Source organism: Streptomyces sp. NPDC107500 (genome assembly GCF_055582785.1).
The window spans coordinates 105,371-127,650 of the sequence record NZ_JBVJPF010000007.1; the positions used below are offsets into that span (position 1 = coordinate 105,371).

The 22,280-nt window shown below is 71.2% G+C and carries 23 protein-coding genes; 5 read left to right on the forward strand and 18 right to left on the reverse strand.

Translation table 11 applies throughout. The features are described 5' to 3' along the window. Positions 1 to 121 precede the first annotated feature (121 nt). Positions 122 to 583, reverse strand: coding sequence for a MarR family winged helix-turn-helix transcriptional regulator (locus tag ACZ67M_RS26990; RefSeq protein ID WP_392018252.1), 462 nt, complete (start codon positions 581 to 583; stop codon positions 122 to 124). A gap of 61 nt (positions 584 to 644) precedes the next feature. Here ACZ67M_RS26990 and ACZ67M_RS26995 point away from each other — a divergent pair, with 61 nt between their 5' ends. After that, on the forward strand, positions 645 to 1,013 hold the full coding sequence (locus ACZ67M_RS26995) for a VOC family protein (protein WP_361360268.1): 369 nt from the start codon (positions 645 to 647) through the stop codon (positions 1,011 to 1,013). A 39-nt stretch (positions 1,014 to 1,052) separates the two neighbouring features. Here ACZ67M_RS26995 and ACZ67M_RS27000 read toward each other — a convergent pair whose 3' ends face one another. Both ACZ67M_RS27000 and ACZ67M_RS27005 read right to left on the reverse strand, forming a co-directional pair. Beyond that, the gene (locus tag ACZ67M_RS27000) at positions 1,053 to 1,757 is read right to left on the reverse strand and encodes a cytochrome b/b6 domain-containing protein (RefSeq protein WP_469853161.1); all 705 of its coding nucleotides are present in this window, start codon (positions 1,755 to 1,757) and stop codon (positions 1,053 to 1,055) included. Next, complete coding sequence (locus ACZ67M_RS27005; protein WP_469853162.1) at positions 1,741 to 2,466, reverse strand: molybdopterin-dependent oxidoreductase; 726 nt, start codon at positions 2,464 to 2,466, stop codon at positions 1,741 to 1,743. The genes ACZ67M_RS27000 and ACZ67M_RS27005 overlap by 17 nt, the downstream gene beginning before the upstream one ends. Positions 2,467 to 2,758: 292 nt before the next feature. On the opposite strand from ACZ67M_RS27005, the gene ACZ67M_RS27010 reads away from it, so the two are divergent. Next, positions 2,759 to 3,505, forward strand: coding sequence for an SAM-dependent methyltransferase (locus ACZ67M_RS27010; protein ID WP_469853164.1), 747 nt, complete (start codon positions 2,759 to 2,761; stop codon positions 3,503 to 3,505). Positions 3,506 to 3,553: 48 nt separating this feature from the next. Here the strand turns inward: ACZ67M_RS27010 and ACZ67M_RS27015 are convergent, their stop codons facing one another. Both ACZ67M_RS27015 and ACZ67M_RS27020 read right to left on the reverse strand, forming a co-directional pair. Then, positions 3,554 to 4,282, reverse strand: coding sequence for an SDR family oxidoreductase (locus ACZ67M_RS27015; protein ID WP_469853165.1), 729 nt, complete (start codon positions 4,280 to 4,282; stop codon positions 3,554 to 3,556). A 92-nt stretch (positions 4,283 to 4,374) separates the two neighbouring features. Beyond that, complete coding sequence (locus tag ACZ67M_RS27020) at positions 4,375 to 5,040, reverse strand: nitroreductase (RefSeq protein WP_469853166.1); 666 nt, start codon at positions 5,038 to 5,040, stop codon at positions 4,375 to 4,377. Between the two features lie 137 nt (positions 5,041 to 5,177). Between ACZ67M_RS27020 and ACZ67M_RS27025 the strand changes: the two genes are divergently transcribed. After that, positions 5,178 to 5,840 (forward strand): FMN-dependent NADH-azoreductase, encoded by a 663-nt coding sequence (locus ACZ67M_RS27025; RefSeq protein WP_392104264.1) that lies wholly within the window; start codon positions 5,178 to 5,180, stop codon positions 5,838 to 5,840. An 18-nt stretch (positions 5,841 to 5,858) separates the two neighbouring features. Here ACZ67M_RS27025 and ACZ67M_RS27030 read toward each other — a convergent pair whose 3' ends face one another. Further along, a complete protein-coding gene (locus tag ACZ67M_RS27030; RefSeq protein ID WP_469853168.1) occupies positions 5,859 to 6,365 on the reverse strand; it encodes a MarR family winged helix-turn-helix transcriptional regulator in 507 nt (168 codons plus the stop codon). A 200-nt stretch (positions 6,366 to 6,565) separates the two neighbouring features. On the opposite strand from ACZ67M_RS27030, the gene ACZ67M_RS27035 reads away from it, so the two are divergent. Then, the gene (locus tag ACZ67M_RS27035; protein ID WP_378808252.1) at positions 6,566 to 6,988 is read left to right on the forward strand and encodes an SRPBCC family protein; all 423 of its coding nucleotides are present in this window, start codon (positions 6,566 to 6,568) and stop codon (positions 6,986 to 6,988) included. Between the two features lie 43 nt (positions 6,989 to 7,031). Here the strand turns inward: ACZ67M_RS27035 and ACZ67M_RS27040 are convergent, their stop codons facing one another. The 3 genes from ACZ67M_RS27040 to ACZ67M_RS27050 all read right to left on the reverse strand — a co-directional run bounded on the left by ACZ67M_RS27040 (position 7,032) and on the right by ACZ67M_RS27050 (position 8,911). After that, on the reverse strand, positions 7,032 to 7,445 hold the full coding sequence (locus ACZ67M_RS27040) for an SRPBCC family protein (RefSeq protein WP_469853171.1): 414 nt from the start codon (positions 7,443 to 7,445) through the stop codon (positions 7,032 to 7,034). Between the two features lie 130 nt (positions 7,446 to 7,575). Then, positions 7,576 to 8,493 (reverse strand): alpha/beta hydrolase family protein, encoded by a 918-nt coding sequence (locus ACZ67M_RS27045; RefSeq protein WP_469853173.1) that lies wholly within the window; start codon positions 8,491 to 8,493, stop codon positions 7,576 to 7,578. Between the two features lie 34 nt (positions 8,494 to 8,527). Then, positions 8,528 to 8,911, reverse strand: a complete 384-nt coding sequence (locus ACZ67M_RS27050) for a thiol-disulfide oxidoreductase DCC family protein (RefSeq protein WP_361360238.1) — start codon at positions 8,909 to 8,911, stop codon at positions 8,528 to 8,530. A gap of 301 nt (positions 8,912 to 9,212) precedes the next feature. Between ACZ67M_RS27050 and ACZ67M_RS27055 the strand changes: the two genes are divergently transcribed. After that, entirely contained in the window at positions 9,213 to 9,779 is a 567-nt protein-coding gene (locus ACZ67M_RS27055; RefSeq protein WP_469853174.1) for a hypothetical protein, read from the forward strand. A 109-nt stretch (positions 9,780 to 9,888) separates the two neighbouring features. On the opposite strand, the gene ACZ67M_RS27060 is transcribed toward ACZ67M_RS27055, so the two are convergent. The 9 genes from ACZ67M_RS27060 to ACZ67M_RS27100 all read right to left on the reverse strand — a co-directional run bounded on the left by ACZ67M_RS27060 (position 9,889) and on the right by ACZ67M_RS27100 (position 22,015). Continuing rightward, positions 9,889 to 12,378 (reverse strand): glycosyl hydrolase, encoded by a 2,490-nt coding sequence (locus ACZ67M_RS27060; protein WP_469853568.1) that lies wholly within the window; start codon positions 12,376 to 12,378, stop codon positions 9,889 to 9,891. Positions 12,379 to 12,911: 533 nt separating this feature from the next. After that, positions 12,912 to 13,451: an EF-hand domain-containing protein gene (locus ACZ67M_RS27065; RefSeq protein ID WP_361360231.1), complete on the reverse strand. Its 540-nt coding sequence runs from the start codon at positions 13,449 to 13,451 to the stop codon at positions 12,912 to 12,914. A gap of 217 nt (positions 13,452 to 13,668) precedes the next feature. Then, entirely contained in the window at positions 13,669 to 14,862 is a 1,194-nt protein-coding gene (locus ACZ67M_RS27070) for an acyl-CoA dehydrogenase family protein (RefSeq protein WP_469853176.1), read from the reverse strand. Positions 14,863 to 14,938: 76 nt separating this feature from the next. Next, positions 14,939 to 15,850, reverse strand: coding sequence for a class I SAM-dependent methyltransferase (locus ACZ67M_RS27075; protein WP_469853178.1), 912 nt, complete (start codon positions 15,848 to 15,850; stop codon positions 14,939 to 14,941). Between the two features lie 21 nt (positions 15,851 to 15,871). Continuing rightward, positions 15,872 to 16,960 (reverse strand): NAD(P)-dependent alcohol dehydrogenase, encoded by a 1,089-nt coding sequence (locus tag ACZ67M_RS27080; protein WP_469853180.1) that lies wholly within the window; start codon positions 16,958 to 16,960, stop codon positions 15,872 to 15,874. A 1-nt stretch (position 16,961) separates the two neighbouring features. Next, the gene (locus ACZ67M_RS27085; protein ID WP_469853182.1) at positions 16,962 to 18,365 is read right to left on the reverse strand and encodes an aldehyde dehydrogenase family protein; all 1,404 of its coding nucleotides are present in this window, start codon (positions 18,363 to 18,365) and stop codon (positions 16,962 to 16,964) included. 8 nt (positions 18,366 to 18,373) lie between these two features. Beyond that, on the reverse strand, positions 18,374 to 19,129 hold the full coding sequence (locus tag ACZ67M_RS27090; RefSeq protein WP_392236600.1) for a (5-formylfuran-3-yl)methyl phosphate synthase: 756 nt from the start codon (positions 19,127 to 19,129) through the stop codon (positions 18,374 to 18,376). 173 nt (positions 19,130 to 19,302) lie between these two features. Continuing rightward, positions 19,303 to 20,751 (reverse strand): hypothetical protein, encoded by a 1,449-nt coding sequence (locus ACZ67M_RS27095; protein WP_469853183.1) that lies wholly within the window; start codon positions 20,749 to 20,751, stop codon positions 19,303 to 19,305. 343 nt (positions 20,752 to 21,094) lie between these two features. Beyond that, positions 21,095 to 22,015, reverse strand: a complete 921-nt coding sequence (locus ACZ67M_RS27100) for a TIGR03564 family F420-dependent LLM class oxidoreductase (RefSeq protein ID WP_392236596.1) — start codon at positions 22,013 to 22,015, stop codon at positions 21,095 to 21,097. Positions 22,016 to 22,280: the final 265 nt, after the last annotated feature.

Below are 22,280 nucleotides of genomic sequence, written 5' to 3' on the forward strand. Positions count from 1 at the left end.
GATCACGAAGAGGGAGGGCTGCTCTCACTCACAGCCTGACCTGCAACCGGCCCCGCGAGCCGAGGAAGCATTTGTAGCACGAACACACGCGCCGCCGGCCTGCCGCAGGTTCCACCCGCGGTCACTCCGCCGAGGCGGACGGTGCGCTCAGCGAGGCGATGCACTCCCTGAGCAGGCGCCGCATCTGATCCTGATCGGCCGCGTTCAGGTGGGCCAGCATGTCCTGCTCGACCCGGCGGACCGCGGCACTGGCCGCCTGGAGTTGGCGACGCCCGGCCGCGGTCAGCTCCGTGGGCAGGGCCCTGCCCACGGGTGCCTGTGCCGCGCGGACGACGAGTCCCTGTCGTTCGAGGGCCTGCAGGAGCACGTTCATCGACTGCCGGGTGACGAAGGTGCCGCGGGCCAGCTCGGAGTTGGACAGGCCGGGCCGCTGGGCGAGCAGCTCCAGGCAGGAGTAGTGGGTGATCGTCATGCCCATCGGCTTCAGCACGGCCTCCATGGCGGAGTGGAGGGCGCTCGAAGCCGCTTTCAGCATGTACCCCAACGACGTGTCCAGCTCGATCCCGGGCTCACCTTGACTCATGTCAGTAGTCTGACATACGGTGGGTATGTCAGAAAGCTGACATTGAATGGGAGGTAAGATCATGGCCGTCACCGGACCCGACTTCATCTCGCTGCAGGTGCGCGACCTGGAGCGCTCTGCCGCCTTCTACGAGCGGTACCTCGGACTGAAGCGCTCCGACGCGGGACCGCCGCACGCCGTCGTGTTCGACACCAAGCCCATTGCCTTCGCCGTACGCGACATCGTCGAGGGAGTCGACCTGGACGCGATCGCGCAGCCCGGCCAGGGAATGGCCCTCTGGCTGCACGCACCCGACGCGCAGGACATCCACGACGCCCTCGCCGCCGCCGGCACGACGATCGTCTCGGCACCCGTCGACGGACCGTTCGGCCGCACCTTCACCTTCGCCGACCCCGACGGTTATCAGGTGACCCTCCACGACCGCGGGTGAACCGAGCGCCCGGACGCGTCGGCCCGGGACGGCGTCGCCCTAGGGGGCCGAGTCCGTGGTGGTCGGTCGTGGTCCCGTCGGTGCGGGCCGTGTGCCCGAGGGGCCGGGGCCGTACGAGGACTCGTCGGCCCACAGCGGATGTTCCCGCTCGGCCCATGCCCGCGTGACCGAACCCGTTCTCATGCCCCGCCGGGCCTCGGGGTCGGCGAGGGCCATCCCGACGTGGCCCGCCAGGACGATGCCGAGGGTCAGGGCCAGCCAGTCGTGGACGAACGTGGCACTGGTGCGCCACACCAGGGGCGTGAGGTCGGTGAACCACATCATCAGACCGGTGCCGAGCATCACCAGCGTCGCGCCCGCCACCCAGGCCGCGTAGATCTTCTGGCCCGCGTTGAACTTGTGCGCGGGACGGGAGGCCCGCCGTCCGTCCCTGCGGAGGACGGCGAGCAGCCAGCGCCGGTCGTGCGGGCCGAAGCGGTTCAGCAGACCGAGGTCCGTGCGCAGGGCGCGCGAACCCAGCGCGGCCAGGACCGGAACCGGAAGGGCCACACCGGCCCACTGGTGCACGGTGACCAAGAGGGCTCTGCGGCCCACGAGTTGGGCGAGCTGCGGAACGTACAGGCACGCCGCGGTCAGCACGCACACGCCCATCAGCACGGCCGTCGCACGGTGCGCCCAGCGTTCGGCGAGGCTGAACCGCGGCACGCGGGCGGAGGCGGGAGGGGAGTCAGGTCGTCGGCTCATCGTCCCGTCCGTTCGAACGGCCCACCCAGGCGTCGACGTCGTAGCCGCGCTCCTCCCAGTAGCCCGGCCGCACCTTCTTCGTGAGCGTGATTCCGGAGAGCCACTTGGCGGACTTGTAGAAGTACATGGGTGCCACATACAGGCGCACCGGGCCGCCGTGCGCGTGGCCGAGGTCCTCGTCCCGCATGCGCAGGGCGATCAAGACGTCCGCGCGGCGGGCCTGTTCCAGGGTGAGGCTCTCCGAGTACGCGCCGTCGAAGCACGTGAAGCGCACCGCACCCGCCGTCCCGCGGACCCCGGCGGCCTCCAGCAGCTCGGACAGACGCACGCCCTCGAAGGCGGTGCTCGGCACCCGCCACCCGGTGACGCACTGGACGTCGCGCACCATCCGGGTCTGGGGCAGCGCCCTGAGATCGGCCAGGGAGTACGTCGCCGGTCGATCGACCAGGCCGTCCACGGTGAGCCGGTAGGTCCTGGCGTCCTTGTGCGGCACGGAGGAGGTGACCGAGTAGTAGCGGAAGCCGCCGCCGTTGGGGAGGAGGTCCGTCAGGCCGGTGGGGTCCCGTTGTGCGGCGCCGCCCAGGAACGCCTCCATACCGCGTTGCAGCGTGGGTGCGGCGGCGACCCCGAGCGCTCCGAGGCCGAGGGTGCCGAGGAAGACGCGCCGGCCCACGGGAGCGCCGTTCCTCTCGGGTGGTTCAAGGTTCACCTTGTCATTGGAGCACCCCGGGGGTCACTGGGCCAGGGGTACCCGAACGACGTCAGACTTCGGTAATCCGACCGCCCACGGCGTGCGGATCGTGGCGGTGCCGCGTCTCCCCCGTGGCCCGCTCCCGATTAATGGGTGGAAGGGGCGGCCACGGCCGTCTACGGTGACCGCGTCCAGGATCCGTACGTGCTGCGCGAGGTGTTTTTGATGACGGTCCGAGTGCCGGCGGCCGACTTCGGCCGGCTGTCCCCCTCGAAGGTCATGACCGCATCGAACCGAAGGAACACCTCTCGTGGATCTTCCACGCATCTTCACCATTCGCGAAAGTAGCCACCGCATTCACAACCCGCTCACGGCCGGCAAGCTCGCTGCGCTGGGCCGTGCGCTGCGGTTGGCACCCGGGACCCGTGCGCTCGACCTCGCCAGCGGTTCGGGCGAGTTGCTGTGCACCTGGGCCCGTGACCACGGCATCACCGGCACCGGGGTGGACATCAGCTCGGTGTTCACCGAGCGGGCGCGTGCCCGCGCGGCCGAACTGGGTGTCGCGGATCAGGTCGAGTTCGTGCACGGCGACGCGTCGGGCCATGTCGCGGACGAACCGGTCGGGCTCGCGGCGTGCGTCGGCGCGACCTGGATCGGCGGCGGCGTGGCCGGCACGGTCGAACTGCTCGCCGGCAGTCTGGCCCCGGGCGGGCTGATGCTGATCGGCGAACCGTACTGGCGGCGGGAAGTTCCGGACCAGGAGACCGCCCGGGCCAGCCACGCCGACAGCAAGGAGGACTTCCTGCTGTTGCCGGAGCTGATCGAGCGGTTCGGTTCCCTGGGGTACGACGTCGTGGAGATGGTGCTGGCCGACCAGGACAGCTGGGACCGGTACCAGGCCGCGCAGTGGCTCAACATGCGGAGGTGGCTCGACCGCCATCCGGACGACGAGCTGGCGCCCGGGATCCGGGCCGAGCTCTCCGCCGAACCGGTCCGATACACGCGCTACCAGCGTGAGTACCTCGGCTGGGGCGTCTTCGCGCTGATGCGCCGCTAAGGGCTGTGGGCGGGGGTCCGGGCAGCCTGCTGCCCGGACCCCCGCACGTCAGGAGAGCCAGTCGGCGTACCGGGTCGGTGCCAGGTGGGCGTTCATGTCGGTGAGGACGTCGCCCTTGACGGCCGCGAACATGCCGGCGGCGGGGTCGGTGACCACCGAGCGGCCGTCTCCCTTGTGGGAGAGGGTCAGCCGGCCCAGTTCGTCGAGGGCGAAGACCTCGGGTCCGCCGATGTCGCGGATGCCGTTCAGCGGGGCGCCGAGCGCGACCTGTGCGACCGCCTCGGCCACGTCCTTGGCGGCGATCGGCTGGATCGGCGTGGCCGGGAGACGGACGGTTTCGTCGTCGGCCGTCCAGGTCAGCACCGCGTCCATGAACTCCATGAACTGGGTGGCGCGCACGATCGAGTAGGGCACCGGCCCGGACCGCAGGAGCTCCTCCTGGAGGGCCTTGGCACGGTAGTAGTCCAGCTCCGGCACCTTGTCGACGCCGACGATGGAGAGGACGACGAAGTGCCCCACCCCGCCCTCGCGGGCCGCGGTCAGCAGGTTGTCCATGGACGTCCGGAAGAAGGCCGGCGAGGCGTCGTCGAAGGTCGGGCTGTTCGTCAGGTTGACGACGACGTCCGCTCCCGCGACGGCCTGGGCCACGCCTTGCCCGCTGATGACGTCCACGCCGGTGGACATCGAGTGCGGCACCGCCTCGTGTCCGGCCGCGTTCAGCTTCTCCACGACCTGTGATCCGATCAGCCCCGTACCGCCGATGACCGCGATCCTCATGGCAATCCTCTCCTCGTGACATGTGTGGCTCACGGACCACTGTGTGGGGGTCCGGGTGCGACGGCTCCCTCAGGCGCCCGAAGGAATGAGTCTCAGGCGTCGACGAACGTGACCGTCTCCCGCACCGGAGCCCGTCCGGTGCGGGTGGTGCGGGCATCGGGGCGCTCGTATCCGATCGACATGCCGCAGAAGAGGGTCAGGTCCCGCGGGGGCATCACGGTTTCGGCGACGGTCCGGTGGAACTTGGCCCAGGCCATCTGCGTGCAGCTGTGCAGCCCTTCCGCGCGCAGGAGCAGCATCACCGTCTGGAGGAACATCCCCACGTCGCTCCACTGCGGGCGGCCCAGGTCGCGGTCGATGTAGCAGAACATCGCGGCCGGCGCCCCGAAGCAGTCCCAGTTAGCCGAGGCGGCCCGCTGGCGTGCCTCGACGTCGGCCCGCGGGATCCCCAGGCCACCGTAGCGCTGCTCCCCGAAGGCACTCCGGCGCTCCCGGTACGGCGACTTGAGGTCGGCCGGGTACTGCTCGTACTCGGGTTCGTCCCAGGGATCGCCCGCGGCCAGCCGGGCACCCGCCCGCTTCTTGACCGAGTCCAGCGGCCCGCCCGTGAGGACGAAGGCGTGCCAGGGCTGGAGGTTCGATCCGGAGGGTGCCCAGACGGCGGCGGACAGCACCCGTTCGAGGGCTTCCCGCGGGACGGGCCGGTCGGTGAACCGGCGTACGGACCGTCGACTCGCGACCGCCTCGTAGACGTCCATGAAGACGCATCTCCCTAATTGCTCACGATCATGGATTCGAACGCGACAGTATCATTCGCGACCATCTCGTGTATAACTTCATGGCGTGAGCAGCCCGGCCACCGCCCGGGCCCGACACCTCTGCACGGAGACGCTTCATGGCCACACTTCTGCACATCGATTCGTCCGTCTTCCCCTCCGGGGCGTCCGCGTCCCGGTCGGTCACGGCCGCCTTCCGCCGGACCTGGGAGGAGCAGCACCCGGGCGGCACGGTGGTCTACCGCGACCTCGCCGCCGAACCCGTCCCGCACATCACCCAGGACGCCTGGTCGGCCGGTTACGCCGACCCGTCGGAGCGCACGGCCGACCAGTCCGCCGCCTTCGCCGCCCGCCTGGAACTCATCGAGGAACTGGAGCGGGCGGATGCCGTCGTCATCGGCGCTCCCATGTACAACTACACGGTGCCGTCGACCCTGAAGGCGTGGCTGGACAGCGTGCTCCTGCTCGGCCGCACGGCCGGTGAGGCGCCCTCGGCGCAGGGGACTCCGGCCGTGGTGGTCGCGAGCCGCGGCGGCTCCTACGCGCCCGGGACGCCACGCGAAGGCTTCGAGTTCGTGCGGAACTACCTGGAGGCCGTCCTCGGGCGCACTCTCGGCCTGGACGTCGACTTCATCGTCCCGGAACTCACCATGGCACCGCGCAACCCCGCCATGGCGGAACTGGTCCCCCTCTTCCAGGCCTCAAAGGAGCGTGCGCACAGCGAAGCGCTCACCAAGGCCAAGGCGCTGGCCGAGCGCCGCATCGCCGATGCCGACAGGTGAGGGTGGCGCGTACGCGGTTCATCCGGAGTGAGCGGGCGGTGCCGGCTTTCGGTCGCCGGGGTGGGCCAGCACGGTCAGCAGACGCGTGAGCTGCTCCGAGCCGTCGGGCCCCAGGTCGGCGACCAGCCGCTCGGCCGACGGCTCGGCCGCGACGTGCGCGGCGTCGAAGAGCGCCAGCCCTTCGGGGGTGATCTCCACCGACCGTGCCCGGCGGTCCCCGGGCACGGCCTTGCGCACGGCGAGGTTACGGCGCTCCAGGTCGTCGACGACCCGCATGATCCCCGCCTTGTCCGTCCCCGTAGCCGCGGCCAGGTCACGTTGCACCGTGGGGCCGCGGTCGACCAGCACGATCAGCACGGCGAAGTGCCGCAACTCGATGCCGAGCGGGCGCAGCGCCTCCGACATCAGACCGGCCGCCCGCCAGTGCGCACGCCGCAGGAGCAGGCCGAGCGCGAACGGCGAAGCGTCACCGGGGCGGTCGTTGGCACGCGTCGCGGCGTCGCGGCGGGAAGCTTGGGGGACCATGGGGGCATCGTACAGCTACCGAACCGTTCGTGACCGTTTCATCTGAAACGGATGCGGGGCCGAGTCGGCGCGAGCCGCGGCGGACCGCGGCCGGGAAGGGGCGGTGGACACCGTGACCGTGCGTTCGTGCCGCCCGGGGCGCATCCTGGGAGGTGAGCACTGACGGTTCCGCCCTCCCGAACCGAACCAAGGAGCGGGTCATGCCATCCCTGCACTTCCACATGGACTCGTCGATGACGCCGGCCGAGGTGATGGGGGTACTGACCAACTTCACCCCCTCGCGCGTGGAGCAGTGGCCGTCGATCGACGCCGCGCACTACCAGGTCCACGACAAGGGCGACACCTGGGCCGAGGTCACCGAGGGGAATGACAAGTCCTGGGAGAACGCGCGCTACGAGTGGGATCCGTCGCACAACCGGGTCACGGTCACCACGCACGACTCGACGCCCTTCGGGCCGGGCGGGTGGGACTTCCGGCTGACGCCGACGGATGACGGCACCCGCATCGACGTCAGCCTGGAACGGCATCCCAGCTCGCTCAAGGCGAAGCTGCTCTCGCCGGTCATTCCCTTCGCCGGGCCGATGTTCCGCAAGTCCTTCCGGGAGCCCCTGAAGTCGACCTAGCGCCTGGTGCCGCCCGGCACACGCAGGGGGCCCGCTGCCGGGTTCAGTGCTCGGCGGACTCGACCGCGTCCCTGATGCCTTGCAGGGCTTCCTGGAGCCCTTCGTTGATGTGTCCGCCCTCGGCCCGCTGCGTGTGCAGCTCGACCTTGAGGCGGGAGGAGGCTTCGCTGGGGCCTGCGCCGATGTGGAGGCGGCCGTGGTAGTCGTGCGGCCCGGGCGCGCCCCACTCAAGGGTCTTCCCGTCCTCCAGGACGTGGATCCAGGCCTCGCTGGTCACGTCCTGCTCGGGGGCGTCCGGAGGGTCGATGTGGGCGGTGACGGTGACCCGGTCGCCGTCGTGGGGATGCGCGGCCGTCAGGCGCGGCATGTAGGCGGGCAGGTTCTCCACGTCGGAGAGGTAGGCGAAGAGCCTGCCGGGAGGGACGTTCACCGTGATCGCGTTGTCGTAGTCACCCATGGCGTGCCCAGTGCCCCGGCTCCCGGGAGACCAAAACCGGCGCGGGGACGGCTCACCCGACAGGACGCGCTCGGACGGCCGGGACGCGCGGACTGTGCATCGGGGTCCCGCCCGCAACGATGCGGCGAGGTCACCGCCGTCGCAGCCAATCGGTCAGCCGGGTGAAGTACTCCGGTGGAGGCTCGGCGGCGTCCGGCAGTCGCAGGCGGTGGTCCGCTCCCGGGAAGACCTCGACCGTCAGCGTGGCGTGGCGGGGGCGTGACGCGTGCGCCGCGGAAGTACCCAGCGCGCGAAGGGTGTCGGCGACCGGGATCAGACGGTCCGCGCCCCCGAAGAGCGCGAGGTGGGGGCAGCGCAGGCCGCGGAGGTCGCCGGTCGGATCGTGGTCCTGCTTGCGTTTGAGGAAGTTCCAGAGGCTTTCCTCGACATCGCCCCAGTAGAAGTCCAGCCCCGGTGGCCGGCCTGCCTGGTCCACGAGTCGCAGGGCCGTCGCGAAGTCCGCGTCGCGTCGGCCCGCTTCGACGAGACGGTCGTAGAGGTCCAGAGTGCGCTCGACGTCGTCCCGGGAGTGGGCGTGGGCCTCGCTGAGGTGCTGGGCCAGGGCGTGGCGCTCCTGGACGGCCGGGGTCGTTCCGGGGCAGCTGTTGGTGACCACCCAGGGGATGTCGTCCCGGGCGGTGGCTGCGCGGAGGACCACCCAGCCTCCCTCGCTGTGGCCGAAGAAGCCCGCGGTCCCGGACGGCACTCCGGGCCGGGAGCGGAGGAGGCCGAGCGCGGCTGCCGCGTCGGCCGCCAGGTCGGTCAGGGTGGCCGCGCGCCAGTCGCCGGACGATCCGCCGACGCCCCGCTTGTCGTAGGAGAGCACGGCGATGCCGGCGTCCAGCAGGGGCGGGAAGAACGTGCCGTTGTGCCGGTCGGTCGGCCCGGACCCGCCGACCAGCACCACACCCGCGTGGGCCGCCGCCCCTCGGCGCGGTACCGACAGGGAACCGGCCAGCCGCACCGGTCCGCTGGGAAACTCGACGTCCCGCGTCTCCACGCCTTCCATCGGACCAGTCTCCACGACCGGCGCGCCCGTCGGGCTACGCGCTCCGAGGTTCTGGCACCGCGCACGCCCCGCTCCTCCCCGGCAGGCGTGAGCGGTTGGCGGCCACCAGGCGGTACAGGACGTGAGCCGCGCTCCGGGCCACCGGCACCAGCAGGGCCGCCCCGAGCGGACTCCACGCGCCGCCCGCGCTCATCAGCAGCTTCGCCACCGCGTCGGAGCCGCCGTAGACCGTACCGACCGGGGTCACCCACAGCACCTCGTGCCGGGCGCGGTCCCCGCTCACGCCCAGGGCCGCGAGGTCGGCGCGCTGCCGGGCGACGCTCACGCAGCGGGGACGCACCCGGCGCTCCAGCACCCGCACCGCGGTGGTGCAGAAACCGCAGTCTCCGTCGAAGACGAGCACAGGCAGGGTCCGCATGCATCCATGGTGCCCCTGCCCGCCGGAGGGCACGAACAGAACGCCTCCCGCTCGTGATCCGCGCCATGGTCGTCGACGGCCTCGCCGCCATCGAGCAGGAGTGTCGGGGACCGGGCCGGTACGGGTGGCGGTCTGTCGGCGGCGATCACTACCACCTCCGGCAGATGCTTCGCAGTCTGCGCTCGCGGACGTTCGCCGACCGCCGGATACTCGATGCGGGTCACGTGCCTCCGCGCCGCGGCCCGGGTGCGGAGGGGTGTCATCCCTGCGGCTCGGCCCTGACCGATATGGAGATTGCGTCATGCGCTCCCGAAGGAACCCCCTGACTCCCCTGGCGGCGGTGACGGCCGGCCTTCTGGCCGGGGTTGTGGGAACGGTGTGTCTGGATGCCGTCCATTACTTGAAGTACCGTCGCGCAGGCGGGGCTGACGGCCCCCTCGCCTGGGAATTCGCGCCGGTGGAAAACTGGGAGAAGGCTCCCGATCCGGGACAGGTGGCGAAGCGGGTGATCGAGGGTTTCACCCAGCGCCGGCTCCCTGATCGTTCCGCCTGGCTCACGAGCACCATCACTCACTGGGCCTACGGCTCGGCGGCGGGTGCGGCCTACGGCATCGTGGCCGGATCATTGCCCAGGTCCCCCCTCGTCCATGGCGTGCCATTCGGCGTCGCGGTATTCGCCGGGGACTACGTCGCCTTGCCGATCGCAGGGCTCTACAAGCCGATCTGGCAGTACGACGCCAAGGTCCTGGCCTGGGATGCCGGCGCGCACGTCGCCTACGGCAGTGGCACCGCCATCACCTTCTGGCTGCTTGCCCGACTCGGTGGCGGAGTCGTCAGGGGCAGATCCCACGCCGCCTGCCGGCCATAGCGCAGGCAACACCGCCGGCGACGCCAGTCGGTGGGCCTTTCTACGGGCCCGTAGCCGCCGGGACTGGGCGGCTACGGGCCTCGTGCGACCAGGGCGTTCGGCCGGGGTTCTAGCCGAACGGGATCGTGAGTGTCGAATCGGACGTCCCGGTGCGCAGTTTCGCCGGGGCGTTGCCGATCGCCGACCAGACCTCCAGGCGGACCGTGCCGCCCGTCAGGTTCCCCAGCGTGCCCGTCGCCGACTTGAGGCCGGTGCTCTCGCTGTAGGTCTCCCAACCGGTCACCGGATCAGTCGCGAAGTACCGGTAGGTCTCCGTCCGTTCGAAGGAGCCGTCGCCCGTGAGGTCGTAGCTGATCCGCGCCTGCTGGCCGAGGCCGACCGCGTTCCCCGCGTCCAACTGGATGCGGAAGGCCGTGGACGCGCCGGCCGCGTAGGTGCCGTTGACCTTCCTCGCCTCGTAGACGAGCGGCTGGTACGGCGTGCCGTCGTGGTTCGCGCCGCCCGCCGACGGGACGGTGTCGCTGCCGGCGGTCGTCCCGGTCGCCGTGGTCAGTGCGCCTCCCGTACGGAGCTGGAAGACGTTCCCCGTGGGCGGATCCGGATCCGGATCCGGGTCGCCGCCGCCCGTTCCGGTGCCCGTCGCCGTGGAGCGGGCCGGGACCGTGAGGGTCGCGCCGTCGGAGAACGTGACCGTGCGAGGGGAGGCGCCGAAGTTGTGCGCCGCGTAGGTGCGGATGGTCCCCTTGCTGAAGACGGCCGATGTCGGGATGTCGCCCGTCACCGTGGTGTCCGGGGCGCCGAGCGTGTCCAGGGTGCCGATCCAGTGATAGGTGTGCGCCTTGGACTCACCCTGTTCGGGGGTGTAACCGGCCTGGCCCGCGTCCCACTTGGCCTTGGCGGCGGCCGGGTCGGCGAGCGACTCGAATTCCCAGAGGATGTCACGCCACTCGACGGCCGGGCCGCCGTTCTCCCGCACCAGTTCGGCGAGGTTCCGCCGGATCGCGGCCTTGTGCCCGGACAGGTGCAGGGAGCCCCCGGTGACGGGGAGGACGTTGATGCCGTGGATCTCCTCCGGGTTCGCCGTCCACCAGGTCGCGTACGCCGCTCCGCTCCCCCACACCATCCCCGCGGTGTCATGGCCGAAGCCGGAGGGGAACACCTGCTGGTCGGCGTCGAACCAGTACTGCGCGATCGCCTCCGACTCGGTGGTGAGCAAATAGGCGCCCAGGTCCCGGAGTTCGTTGTCGTCGGTGGCCGATCCCCACAGCACCAGGGCCGCGCTGAGATTGGTCGACTCGGACGACGATTCCTGGTTGTTGCCCGCGGCGAAGCCCTGGTGGCCCGAGGCCCAGCTGTGGCCCGCGTACACGTCGAATCCGCGGAGGAAGGGGAAGGCCGTGTCGTCGCGGGCGGGGTTGGCCGCGTCCCTGATGAGGGTCTTCACCATGCCGCCCCACGCGGAGTCGGCTGCCCAGGCCCGGTCGTACTGGGCGATGATCGCGGCCGCGTAGACGTAGTAGCTGTAGTGGAAGTGGTGGTCGTTGAGTTCCGTGTCGCTGCCGTACGACGCGGGGTAGCCGGTCAGGGTCTTCCAGTCCCTGTCGTAGGAGAACTCGCTCGCGCCACCGGCGGTGAACCACTCCTGGAGGCGGCCCTTGAGCAGGCCCAGGAGCTTGTCGCGGGTGGTGGTCTCCCCGATCTGGTCGGCCACGGGGACCAGTTGGGCCAGCCTGCCGAGCGCCTTGCCCGTCCAGTACGTGTCGGTCGCCCCGGAGAAGGGGTCGGCCGCGTTGGCCACTTCGTCGAGGTGGGTCTTCAGGCGCGCCCGGTCGATGCCCGATGACTTGGGGAGTGCGGGCAGGACGGGCGACGACTTCTGCGTGGTCGTGAACGTCTTCCCCTCGCGCACCTTCATCGTGCCGCGCGACGACACGTACGTGTATGAGGTCAGCGGATCCGTCGTGTGCAGCCACTGGTGGCGGTAGAGCGCCTGGACGGTCCCGGTCTCGCTGCCCTCCTGCGCCTGGGTGGTGAGGGTGTAGTCGGTCCTGACCGAACCCGCGGCGTAGGACCAGCTCGCCTTGGAGCCGGTGACGAAGCTGTACGCGTACTTCTTGTAGGTGGCCAGCGCGTCGGTCGAGGGAAGGACAGCGAGCGAGAAGTAGTCCTTGGCGCCCAGCGCCGCGGTGACCGTGGAGCCCGAGAGGTTCCAGTCGCTGCCGCCGGGGGCGAAGAGGGCGTAGTGGTGGCCGCCGACCGTGATGCCGAGGACGTTGCCCTGGTCCGCGAAGACCGTGGGCGTGGAGGCGGTGGCGATCTGGGCGTTGCCGCCGGATCCCTTGGCGTACACGAAGGGGAGACCGTGGCCGATGGTGGTGCGCAGGGTGCGGGTGCCGTCGGACCAGTAGGGCGTGACGGTCCAGTCGGACCAGGCGTCGGCCTTCGTGTCCGGGGAGTTCAGGCCGGTCAGGCCGAGGGTCAGGTCGCGCTTGTGCGCATACTCGTACTGGCGGCCCTCGCCGACGACGGCGGGGGTGGTGGGGTAGCCGACCTCCAGCCCGGCGGCGGTTGCCTGGTAGGTGAGCGGGTGCCCGTACATCGGGGTGGAGTAGGGATTGTCGCCGTACCTCTGGAAGGCGAGGGACGACCACCAGTCGTTGGTCGGGACCGGTTTGCCCCTGGCGCCCGGAGTGACCTTGGGGGTCACCGGAGCACCGGTGTTGGTGGTCGGCCCGGAGGTTCCGGCGGGACGGGTGTCGGAGTAGCTGCCGGAGCCCACCGGTACGTCGGCCGCGGCCGCGGGAGTGGCGGCGGGGCCGAGACCCACGGCGGCCAACGCGGTGACCAGCACCACAGCGGCGACGGGTCTGCTTCGAGAGGCGGATCGCGAGCGGGAGACTGCCATGGAGGAAACCTCGAGGTCTTGACGTAAGCGACGTCTTGAGAGCGCTCTCACACCCAGGAAAGTAAAACTCTCACAAACAAGCGTCAATAGTTGTTGCGTGAGGGGAGTGAGAGCGATGAGCCCGTCGTCGCTGTCTGTCTGCTGTTCCCCCTGGTGTGGCAGTTGGACTGTGAAACCGTCCGGATCCGAGTCCAGCTCTGTCGTTCACCCGTCCCGGTACCGTGCCGTCACCCGGACGTCGTCGCGGTCAGGTGGTCGCCGGGGATGCCCGACTTCTCGGGCCGGTAGTAGTCCCGGATGCCTTCCGCCCAGGTGGCCACCCGGATGCGGTCGCTCCCGTCCGGACCGAAGGCGTCGAAGAGAGCCTCGATGTTCTGCCGTCCGAAGCCGATCGCGAGCATCAGTGCGACGAACTCGGGGCGGGCGACGAAGCCGTCGCCTTCCGGATCCCCCATCGCCGCGAGCGCCTCGGCGAACTCGTCGACGGCGGCGTCGAAGCGCTGCGGGTTGAGGACGACGGAGGCGAATTCCTCGGGGCTGACCCTTCCGTCGCCGTTGGCGTCCAGCTCGGTCAGGAGCGTGTCCCCATAGCGGCGGAAGGATGCGGCGAGCCTCTCCTTCACCCCGTCGGCCGCGGCCGGCACCGCGGCCGTGACGCGGTCGCTCATCAGCTCGAAGTCCGCGGCCTCCAGGCAGCCGTTGCCGTCGGCGTCGAAGAGGGAGAAGACCAACTGGATGCGGGCCGTGGCCTCGTTGGTGGGCGTCATGGTGCACCTCGAACTTCCGGGTGAGTACTGCCGGCGGAGCGCGCCGGCTCCACGGCCGGACGGCTCGTCCACTATCGGCCCCCTTCTCACGGGCCCGGCGGAAAAGACGTTCCGGTGCACACGAACGGGCGTTACGCAGGCGTCGACGCGTGAAATGCCTTGATCACGGGAAACGCCCTCGCGGATCGCGGCACCGTGTCGGCCTTCCGCCCCCGGCTCAGACGAAGGCACTCTCGCCGGTGATCGCCTTGCCGACGATCAGGGTGTTCATCTCCCTGGTGCCCTCGAACGAGTAGATGGCCTCCGCGTCCGCGAAGAACCGGGCCACGTCGTAGTCCAGGACGATGCCGTTGCCTCCGAAGATCTCCCGCGCCCAGGCCACCACCTCGCGCATACGAGCGGTCACGTGGGCCTTGGCCAGGGACGAGTGCTCGTCCCGGAATGTTCCCGCGTCCTGCAACCGGGCCAGCTGGAGCAGCAGTCCCCAGCTCGACGTGATGTTGGCCAGGCTCTTCACCAGAAGGTCCTGGACGAGCTGGAACCCCGCCAGGGGCCTGCCGAACTGCTGCCTCTCACCGGCGTAGCGCAGGGCGAGTTCGTAGGCGCCGATCATGACGCCGAGTGCCTGCCAGGCGACGCCACTGCGGGTGGCACGCAGGATCTCCGCCACGTCGCGGAACGACGCCACGTTCTGGAGCCGGTCGGCCTCCGGCACACGTACGCCGGTGAGGGTGACGTCCGCGTTCTCCACGATGCGCAGGGACGTCTTGCGGTCGATGCGCCTGGCCTCGAACCCCGGCGTCCCCCGGCCGACCACGAACCCCTTGACCTGGTCGTCATCCACGTCGCGGGCCCACACCACGACGTGGTCGGCGAAGGTGGCGTTGCCGATCCAGCGCTTCTCGCCGTCGAGCACCCAGCAGTCGCCGTCACGCTGTGCGGTGGTGTGCATGCCGGCCGCTATGTCCGAACCGTCGAGCGGCTCCGTCAGCGCGAACGCCCCGACCGTCTCCATGGTCGCCATGCCCGGCAGCCATCGGTCGCGCTGCTCCTGGCTGCCGCCGGACTGGATGGCGTACATGGCGAGTCCGTTGTGGACGCCGAAGAAGGTGGCCACCGAGGCGTCGACACGGCTCATCTCCATCGCCATCATCCCCGTCAGCAAGTGGGAGGCGGCGGGGCCGGGTTCGCCGTAGCCCTCGTACGGCAGCCCGACCAGCCCGCTCTCGCGGAAGCGGCCGATCAATTCCCTCGGGAAGGTCCCTTCGGCCCAGTGCTCGGCCACCAGGGGCGCGACTTCCTCACGCATGAACGCCCGTGTCCTGGCGAGGATCTTGCGCTCCTCTTCGGGCAGGGCGCCCTCGAAGTCGTAGAAGTCGGCGGGGTTGTGCTGCTTCGCAGGTGAACTCATGGGGCACTTCTTCCACGATCTTGCCGCGCCAAGCCCGAGCAGATGGCGTTCCCGCCATCTGCCTGATCGGCGCTCGCTATCCGTGGCGGTGCTTCGTCGCGAACACCCATCGGTTGCCCGCCAGCGCGTCGTTCTCCTCGGGCAGCGGGCCGCGTCCGTGTACGCGGGTGAAGTCGAAGGGCGTACGGATGGATGCCGACCAGCCCTTGCCCGCCAGGTTGCCGGCGGAGTCGGGGCGCGGTTCGCGGCTGAACAGCTCCAGCAGGTCGATGCCGAGCCGGTGGCGCGTCGAGGTGTAGAGCGGGCTGTCGCGGTAGGCCATCAGGTCCTTCTCCAGCTTGACCTCGTAGGCCAGCGCGCTGCCTGCCGCGCTCAGGCGGTCGACCGTGTCGACCAGGTAGGTCTCGGCCGCGTTGGGGAGGTAGAACAGCAGTCCCTCCGCGAGCCAGACGGTGGGTGCCGCGGCGTCGAATCCCGCGTCCGTCAGCGCACCGGCCCAGTCGTCGCGCAGGTCGACCGCGAGGGGTACGCGTGTCGTGCCCGGTGCCGCCGGCAGGTCGCCGAGCACCTGGTGCTTGAACTCCAGGACGCCTCCCCGGTCGACTTCGAAGACCACACAGCCGGGTGGCCAGGCGAGCCGGAAAGCGCGCGAGTCCAGCCCGGCGCCGAGGATCACGATTTGCCGGGCACCGCCCTCCCGCACCGAGTGGAGGAGGAAGTCGTCCAGTACGCGGGTGCGCAGGCCGAAGTAGCGCGCGAAGCGCCCCCACAGCGGGTCCGCGTCCCCGTGCGGGGCCTGTTCCGGGCGGACCGGCCAGCCGGCGGAGGCCGGAGCGGAGCGCACGAAGTGCTCCGCGTGGATGTCCTGGGCCAGGCTGTCGGGCCGGTGGGTCTCGATCGCCCGGGCCGCGGCGACCAGGAGGGCGGTCACGCCGACTCCTCCTTCCACGCCCTCCACGCCGGTGTTGTGCGGTGCCGTCTCGGTCATGCGTCATGTCCTCTGGTTCGCTTACGGGATGAGTACGGGTTTGACGACGCGGCCGGCGTCGCAGTCCTGCTCGGCCCGGTTGATGTCGGCGAGCGGGTAGGTGCGGATCAGCTGGTCGAAGGGGAAGCGTCCGGCCTGCCACAGGGCGGTCAGCCGCGGGATCAGCAGGCCGGGGACGGCGTCGCCCTCGCAGATGTGGGAGATGCCGCGGCCGCGGTCGAGTGTTCCCGGGTCGAGCGGCAGGGTGTCGTGCAGGCGTGCGACCAGGCCGAGGTGGCCGGTGGGGCGCAGGGAGCGCAGGACGTCGTTGATCAGCTCGGCCGATCCCGTGGTGTCCAGGGCGTACCCGGCTCCGCCGCCGGTCAGCCGGCGGATGCGGTCGGGCAGGTTGGTCGACGCGGCGATCAGGGGGGTGGCGTGGAATCGCTCGGCGAGGGCCAGCCGCTCCGGGTGCCGGTCGACGGCCACGGTCGTCGCGCCGACCGCGTCGGCCGCCATCACCGCTGCCATGCCCACGGCTCCCGCGCCGAGGACCACGAGGGTGTCGCCGGGGCCGAGGGCGAAGGAGTTGAGGACCGCTCCGGCGCCGGTGAGGAATCCGCAGCCGAGCGGTCCGAGCAGTTCGAGGGGCAGCGCGGGATCGACCCGCACGGCGTTGCGGGCCGGGACCACCGCGTACTCGGCGAAGGAGGACTGGCCGAACCAGCGAGGGGCCAGGATGGTGCCGGTGGCGTCGGTGAACCGCTCCGCCTGCTCCTCGCGTCCGCCGAAGAGGTTGAGCGTGGCGAACGAGTCGCAGTGGGCGGGAGCCGCGCCGAGGCAGTTCCGGCAGTGTCCGCAGGAGTCGAAGCTGAGCACGACGTGGTCGCCGGTGCGCAGGCCGGTGACCGCGCCGCCGGTCTCCACCACGACCCCCGCCCCCTCGTGGCCGAGCACCGCCGGCAGCGGTGAGCGGCCCGCCGAGTGCCGTACCGCGAGGTCGGTGCGGCACATCCCGCAGCCCGCGATCCGGACCAGGATCTCGTCCGCGCCCGGCCCCTCGTCCAGCATCACCTCCTCGACGGCGAACCGGGCCTCGTACGAGCGCAGTAGTGCCGCACGGAACTTCACGTCAGCCCTCCTGGGGGCGGTGCACGACGAACGGTCTGAGGTTCCCGTAGAGACCCCAGGGGCCGCCCGCGACGCCGACGCCGCTGTCCTTGGTGCCGGCGAAGGGCTGGGCGAGGGACAGTTCGGCATGGTGGTTGATCCAGGCGGTCCCGCACTCCAGGCGTTCGGCCACGGCCTCGGCACGGTCGAGGTCGGTCCCCCACACCGAGCCGCCGAGTCCGAATCGGGTGCCGTTGGCGGCCTCGACGGCTTCGTCGATGCTCTCGTACGGCAGGACCGGCAGGACGGGGCCGAACTGCTCCTCGGTCACCACCGGGCTGTCGGCCGGTGCGTCGGCCAGGATCGTCGGGGCGAAGAAGTATCCCGGCCGGTCCAGGCGGTGGCCGCCGGCCGCGGCTCGGGCGCCGCCCGCCAGGGCGCGGGCCGTGCAGCCCTCGACGCGGGCCAGTTGCGGGGCGTTGTTGAGGGGCCCGAGCTGTGAGGCCGGGTCGAGCCCGGGGCCGACGACGGCGGTCTCGGCCCGGTGCGCGAGGGCCTCGACCACCAGGGAGTGGATGCGGGCCGGGGCGTAGACGCGCTTGACCGCCATGCAGACCTGCCCGCAGTTGCGGAAGGCCGCCCAGAACAGGCGGTCCGCGATCTTCTCCACATCGACGTCCTCCAGCAGTACGGCGGCGTCGTTGCCGCCGAGTTCCAGGGTGACGCGGGCCAGCGAGGCAGCCGCCTGTCGGGCGACGGCCCGCCCGGTCTCGGCCGAGCCGGTGAAGGTCACGTGGCGGATGCCCGGGTGGGCGGCGAGACGGGCCCCGAGGGGCTCGCGCCCGGTGACGACGGTCAGTACGTCCTCGGGCAGGGCGGCGGAGACGACGGACCCCAGCAGGCGGGTGGCGAGGGGCGTGTACGGAGAGGGCTTGAGCACCACCGTGTTGCCGGCGGCGAGCGCCGGAGCGAACTTGGCCGACGCGAGTTGCAGGGGGAAGTTCCACGGGACGATCGCGGCGACCGGGCCGAGCGGCCGCCAGCGCAGCTCGCCGCGTACCGGCCGGTCGTCCGTGATCGGCTGCGTCCCGATGCCCGGATCGGCGAAGTGGCGCAGCCGGGCGGCCGTGCGGGCGACCTCCGCGTGGGACTCGGTCAACGGCTTGCCCTGTTCGCGGGTCAGCAGCGCGGCGAGTTCGCTCCCGGCCGCCTCCACGGCGTCGGCGGCCGCGAGCAGGGCGGTCGTACGGGCTGCGGGGTCGGCCCGCCAGCCGCGCCAGGCCGTGTGGGCCCGGTCGACGACGGCGTCCAGTTCCGCGGCCTGCCGGTCGGGGGCCTCGTCGAAGGGCTCGCCCGTCGCCGGGTCGACGACGGCGAAGTACCCGCTCCGGGTCCCGACCCCGTGGCCTCGGAGTCCTGTCGCCACGGTGGCGGTCAGCTCGCCGCGCCGACGGTGGCCGTGTGCTTTGGGGTGTGCCGGTCCATCTCCTCCCGGAAGGCGGCCACCAGGTGCGGCCGGATCCGGCCGGCGGTGCGGTCGCCGCCCTCGCAGACCGCACCGCGTACGCCGACGATGTCCGTGCCGATGCGAGCCAGGTCGCTCAGGTCTCCGGCCCTGATACTGCCCGCGAGCGCGGCGAGGAGACCGGCGTCGTGGGCGAGGCGGACGAACTGCCCGCAGACGTCGGGCGGAAGGTGGTCGAAGAGCCGTGTCCCGTCCTTGATCGCGGTGTCGAGCATGGCGGCGTCGGAACCGGAACGGCGGGCGATGTCGGGCAGGGCGAGCGGATTGACGCAGCCGATCCGATGGGCGTCGGCGTAGCCCGAGGCGACGACGAAGGCGTCCGGCCGGTGGTCCTTCACCGCTCGGACGACCCCCTGCATGACTTCGACGGCCTGCTCGGGCGTCGTGCACCCGTAGAGGCCGACCTTGATGTAGGTGGCGCCGGAGACCACCGCACCGAGCGCGGCCTGTGCGACCGTGCCGGGCTTGTACGGCACGTCGCCCACGGTGGCGGAGAGCGGCTTGTCCGCCGGGACCGCGGCGCGGATCTCCCTGATGACCCAGGGATAGTTCGCGCCGAGCGAACCCTCGTCGGGCTTCTTGACGTCGACGATGTCGAGGTGTTCGGCGGCCTTGGCGCAGTCGAGGGCCTCCTCGACACCGTCCGGAGAGATGAGAAGCAGCAAGGTGGAATCCTTCCCTCGCGTGTCCGCCTGCCGAGGCAGGTGAGCGGTTTTGCCCGGTCGCGTGCGGTCCGCACATCATTTCCGCGGGCGACGAGCCCTCGGCAGGGCGCGCGGGGGGACGATTGGGGCGTTGCCGCGGATCCCCACGCCCGGCGCAATGCGCCGTCCGCCGCTCACTCGGGCGCGATACGCACGACTCCCGTGATGGTGCCCTGGTAGACGACGCCACCCGGCGCCACGGTGCCGGCCATCTGGAGCGTGTCGTACAGCGAGGACGTCCCCAGGTGGTGCCGCCGCACGACGGCGCCCGTACCGGGATCGATCTGGGCGTAGGAGTAGTGGTCCAGGAGGGAGGTGGCGTCACTGCCGGGAAGGAGGGAACCTCGCAGGACGGTGTGGATGAGACCGTCCGCCGTCGAGAGGCGGGGGACGGCGGAGGAGCGGACGGTGGTGTCCCACTTGCGGTCGCAGCCGCTGCCGTCGGCGCGCACGTCCACGCGGGTCAGGCCGCCGGTGAAGGCCGCCGAGGCCGGCACGCTCTCCCCGGCGCCCTCGGGCACCGCGGGGTAGGGGTAGCCGTAGGTGCTCGCCACGAACACGGAACGTCCCGCGCCTATGGGCGAGTTCTCGCTGCCGCTGCCCGCGGAGAGCAGGACGGGCGTGGAGCAGACCAGGGTGCCGGTGTCGGTGCGGTACACCAGGAGGTTCACCGTGGGTGACGCGTTGTCGACGACGGTGACGTAGTCGGTGCCGGTGGTGGGGCCGGAGAAGGTGGGGGTGGATCCGGTTCCCCAGCTCAACTGGCCGGGTTTGCGTGCCGGGCCGCGCTCGTAGGCGCGGCGCCAGGTCACGGTCGGTGTGCCGTCCGGTGCGGCCCTCAGGAGGTAGGTGGCGTGGGAGGTGGCGACGGCGGTGCCTTCGGGGGCGGTGGAAATGGAGTTGTCGACGCGTTCGCCGGCGGGGAGCGTGAGGGTGCGCACGGCGCCGGTCGACTCGTCGGCGGTGCCCACGACGCCCGCGGCGGTGGCGAACCAGACCCGGCCTTGCCAGTCGGGGGCGAGGCCGGTGACCGAGTCGTCGCCGGGGATCGCGGCGGCGAGGGAGAGCGAGCGGTCGACGTACAACTCCCAGTCGCCGTCGGCGTTCCGGCGGTGCGCGACGCGCAGCAGGTTCGTGTCCCCGTCCACCACGACGAGCCGGTCCGCGTTGTCGAGGTAGGCGTAGACACCGCCGAGGAGGGAGCCCTTGGCGATGGGGAGCCGGGCCCGTGACTCACCGGTGGCGGGGTCCAGCAGGTGCACGGTGGGTACGCGGGTCAGGATCGGGGTGCACAGGGCGACGGGGTAGGTGTCGGCGCCCACCAGGACGGTTGGGCACGCCGACTGGAGCGGGATCCGCTTGGAGGTCGTCCGGCCCGCCCCGGGGCCGGGCAGCGGTGTGGCGTCGGAGGAGCCGGTGTCCCCGTGCATCGTCGCGGTACCGGACGGCCCGGCGTAGGGGTTGTGCGGCGGGAGGGGGCCGAAGCCGGCTTCGGCGGCCTGCGCCGGTGGGAGCGCGGTGGCGAAGAGGAGCGCGAGGGCGGCGGTGAGCACGCCGGTGTGCGGGAGCCGGATCGACGGCATGGCGGCGAGGTTCCTGTCGACGGGCGGCACCGGGTGGTGCCGACGAGGAGCCGGCAGGCCCGGTCGGCCTCGGTGCGGCCGCGCGCCGGACCGCCGAAGGGAGAGGGGGCCGCGGGCCGCGGGCGGAGGGCCGGCGGCACGGGTTTCGCGCGGGTCGCGGAGTCAGTCGGTGACGCGACGACAGCGGGCGGAGCACGCGTAGGCCAGGTCGACGTGGAGTCGACGGCTCAGATACGCGTGATCACCCATGCCGGCCAGTCTTCAGCTTTGCCGGGGACTCGACAAGTGCCGTCTCATGGGCCGGACTTCGGGCGCTGCTCCGGCTCCGGCACCGTGTGTCGGGTCAGCTCGTTCGGCCGAGCAGTTCCCAGGTCCGCCGCCGGTCGGCGTCGCCCGCGACGTCCGTCAGGGTGAACACCACCTCCGTCGCGCCGGCGTCCCGGTAGCGGCGCACTTCGGCGGCGACGGTCCGTTCGTCGCCGATCGCGGCGACGTCGACCGCGCGGGTTCCGCCGGAGAGTTCGACGACCCGGGCGTAGGACGGGAACTGCTCATAGAAGGAGAGGAGTTCACCCAGCTTCTCCCGTGCCCCGGTCGTGTCGTCGGTGACGACGCCCGGTGCGATGGCCACGATGCGCGGCGCCGGCCGGCCCGCCGCCTCGGCCGCCGCGGTGACGGCCGGGACGATGTGCTCGGCGAGGGCGCGGGGGCCGGCCAGATACGGGAGGATGCCGTCGGCGAGTTCACCGCTCGCCTTGAGCGCCTGCGGGCCCATGGCGGCGACCAGGAGCGGCACTCCGCTGTCGGCCCCCGGTACGCGGGCGGGCACCGGTGTGGTCGCCGTGAGCAGTTCGCCGTGGAAATCGGCCGCGCCGGTGTCGGTCAGCTCGCGCACGGCGGTGAGGAACTCGCGCAGCCGGCGGATAGGACGTTCGTAGGGGATGCCGAAGCCGCGCTCCGTGAGCAGGGCGGTGCCGAGCGCGAGCCCGAGGTGGTATCGGCCGTGCGTGGCCGCCTGCGCCGTGAGGGCCTGGCCGGCGACGGTGATCGGATGCCGTCCGAAGACGGGGATCGCGGACGTGCCGACGTGCAGGCCCGGCACCTCGCGTCCGACGATCGCGGCGAGCTGGGGCGAGTCGGCGCCGAAGGTCTGGCCGAACCAGACCGACCGCAGCCCGGCGTCGGCCGCCTCCCCGGCGAGTCGCACACTGGCGTCGACCTGGTTGTCGGCGTTCGTCGCGTCGAGAGCCACTCCTGTAGTCATGACTGGGCCAACCCGGGTTCCACGAGGGCGATTCCCTGCGCCGTGTGACACCTTCGTTGCCGGAATGTGAAGCGATCCGCCGCTTTGACATCGCTCGCGAGTTCGTTCTTGTTTCAGCGCACGAATGACATACCCCTCCTTCGATCAGAGACCAAGTGGCGATTTTTATAGCTGGTTCGAAGGCTTTCAGGACACGCACCCGTGGCTTCAAGAGTTCCTGCTTCTTTCATTGACACCGGAAAATAACGGCCCTAAGTTCCCGCCC

Coding starts and splice junctions, on each gene's coding strand:
- ACZ67M_RS26990 (WP_392018252.1), bottom strand. CDS start 583: ATGAGTCAAGGTGAGCCCGGGATCGAGCTGGACACGTCGTTGGGGTAC.
- ACZ67M_RS27075 (WP_469853178.1), bottom strand. CDS start 15,850: ATGACCGAGACGGCACCGCACAACACCGGCGTGGAGGGCGTGGAAGGA.
- ACZ67M_RS27015 (WP_469853165.1), bottom strand. CDS start 4,282: ATGAGGATCGCGGTCATCGGCGGTACGGGGCTGATCGGATCACAGGTC.
- ACZ67M_RS27050 (WP_361360238.1), bottom strand. CDS start 8,911: ATGCGGACCCTGCCTGTGCTCGTCTTCGACGGAGACTGCGGTTTCTGC.
- ACZ67M_RS27060 (WP_469853568.1), bottom strand. CDS start 12,378: ATGTACGGGCACCCGCTCACCTACCAGGCAACCGCCGCCGGGCTGGAG.
- ACZ67M_RS27095 (WP_469853183.1), bottom strand. CDS start 20,751: ATGCCGTCGATCCGGCTCCCGCACACCGGCGTGCTCACCGCCGCCCTC.
- ACZ67M_RS27035 (WP_378808252.1), top strand. CDS start 6,566: ATGCCATCCCTGCACTTCCACATGGACTCGTCGATGACGCCGGCCGAG.
- ACZ67M_RS27045 (WP_469853173.1), bottom strand. CDS start 8,493: ATGGAAGGCGTGGAGACGCGGGACGTCGAGTTTCCCAGCGGACCGGTG.
- ACZ67M_RS26995 (WP_361360268.1), top strand. CDS start 645: ATGGCCGTCACCGGACCCGACTTCATCTCGCTGCAGGTGCGCGACCTG.
- ACZ67M_RS27070 (WP_469853176.1), bottom strand. CDS start 14,862: ATGAGTTCACCTGCGAAGCAGCACAACCCCGCCGACTTCTACGACTTC.
- ACZ67M_RS27000 (WP_469853161.1), bottom strand. CDS start 1,757: ATGAGCCGACGACCTGACTCCCCTCCCGCCTCCGCCCGCGTGCCGCGG.
- ACZ67M_RS27020 (WP_469853166.1), bottom strand. CDS start 5,040: ATGGACGTCTACGAGGCGGTCGCGAGTCGACGGTCCGTACGCCGGTTC.
- ACZ67M_RS27100 (WP_392236596.1), bottom strand. CDS start 22,015: ATGACTACAGGAGTGGCTCTCGACGCGACGAACGCCGACAACCAGGTC.
- ACZ67M_RS27055 (WP_469853174.1), top strand. CDS start 9,213: ATGCGCTCCCGAAGGAACCCCCTGACTCCCCTGGCGGCGGTGACGGCC.
- ACZ67M_RS27025 (WP_392104264.1), top strand. CDS start 5,178: ATGGCCACACTTCTGCACATCGATTCGTCCGTCTTCCCCTCCGGGGCG.
- ACZ67M_RS27040 (WP_469853171.1), bottom strand. CDS start 7,445: ATGGGTGACTACGACAACGCGATCACGGTGAACGTCCCTCCCGGCAGG.
- ACZ67M_RS27065 (WP_361360231.1), bottom strand. CDS start 13,451: ATGACGCCCACCAACGAGGCCACGGCCCGCATCCAGTTGGTCTTCTCC.
- ACZ67M_RS27030 (WP_469853168.1), bottom strand. CDS start 6,365: ATGGTCCCCCAAGCTTCCCGCCGCGACGCCGCGACGCGTGCCAACGAC.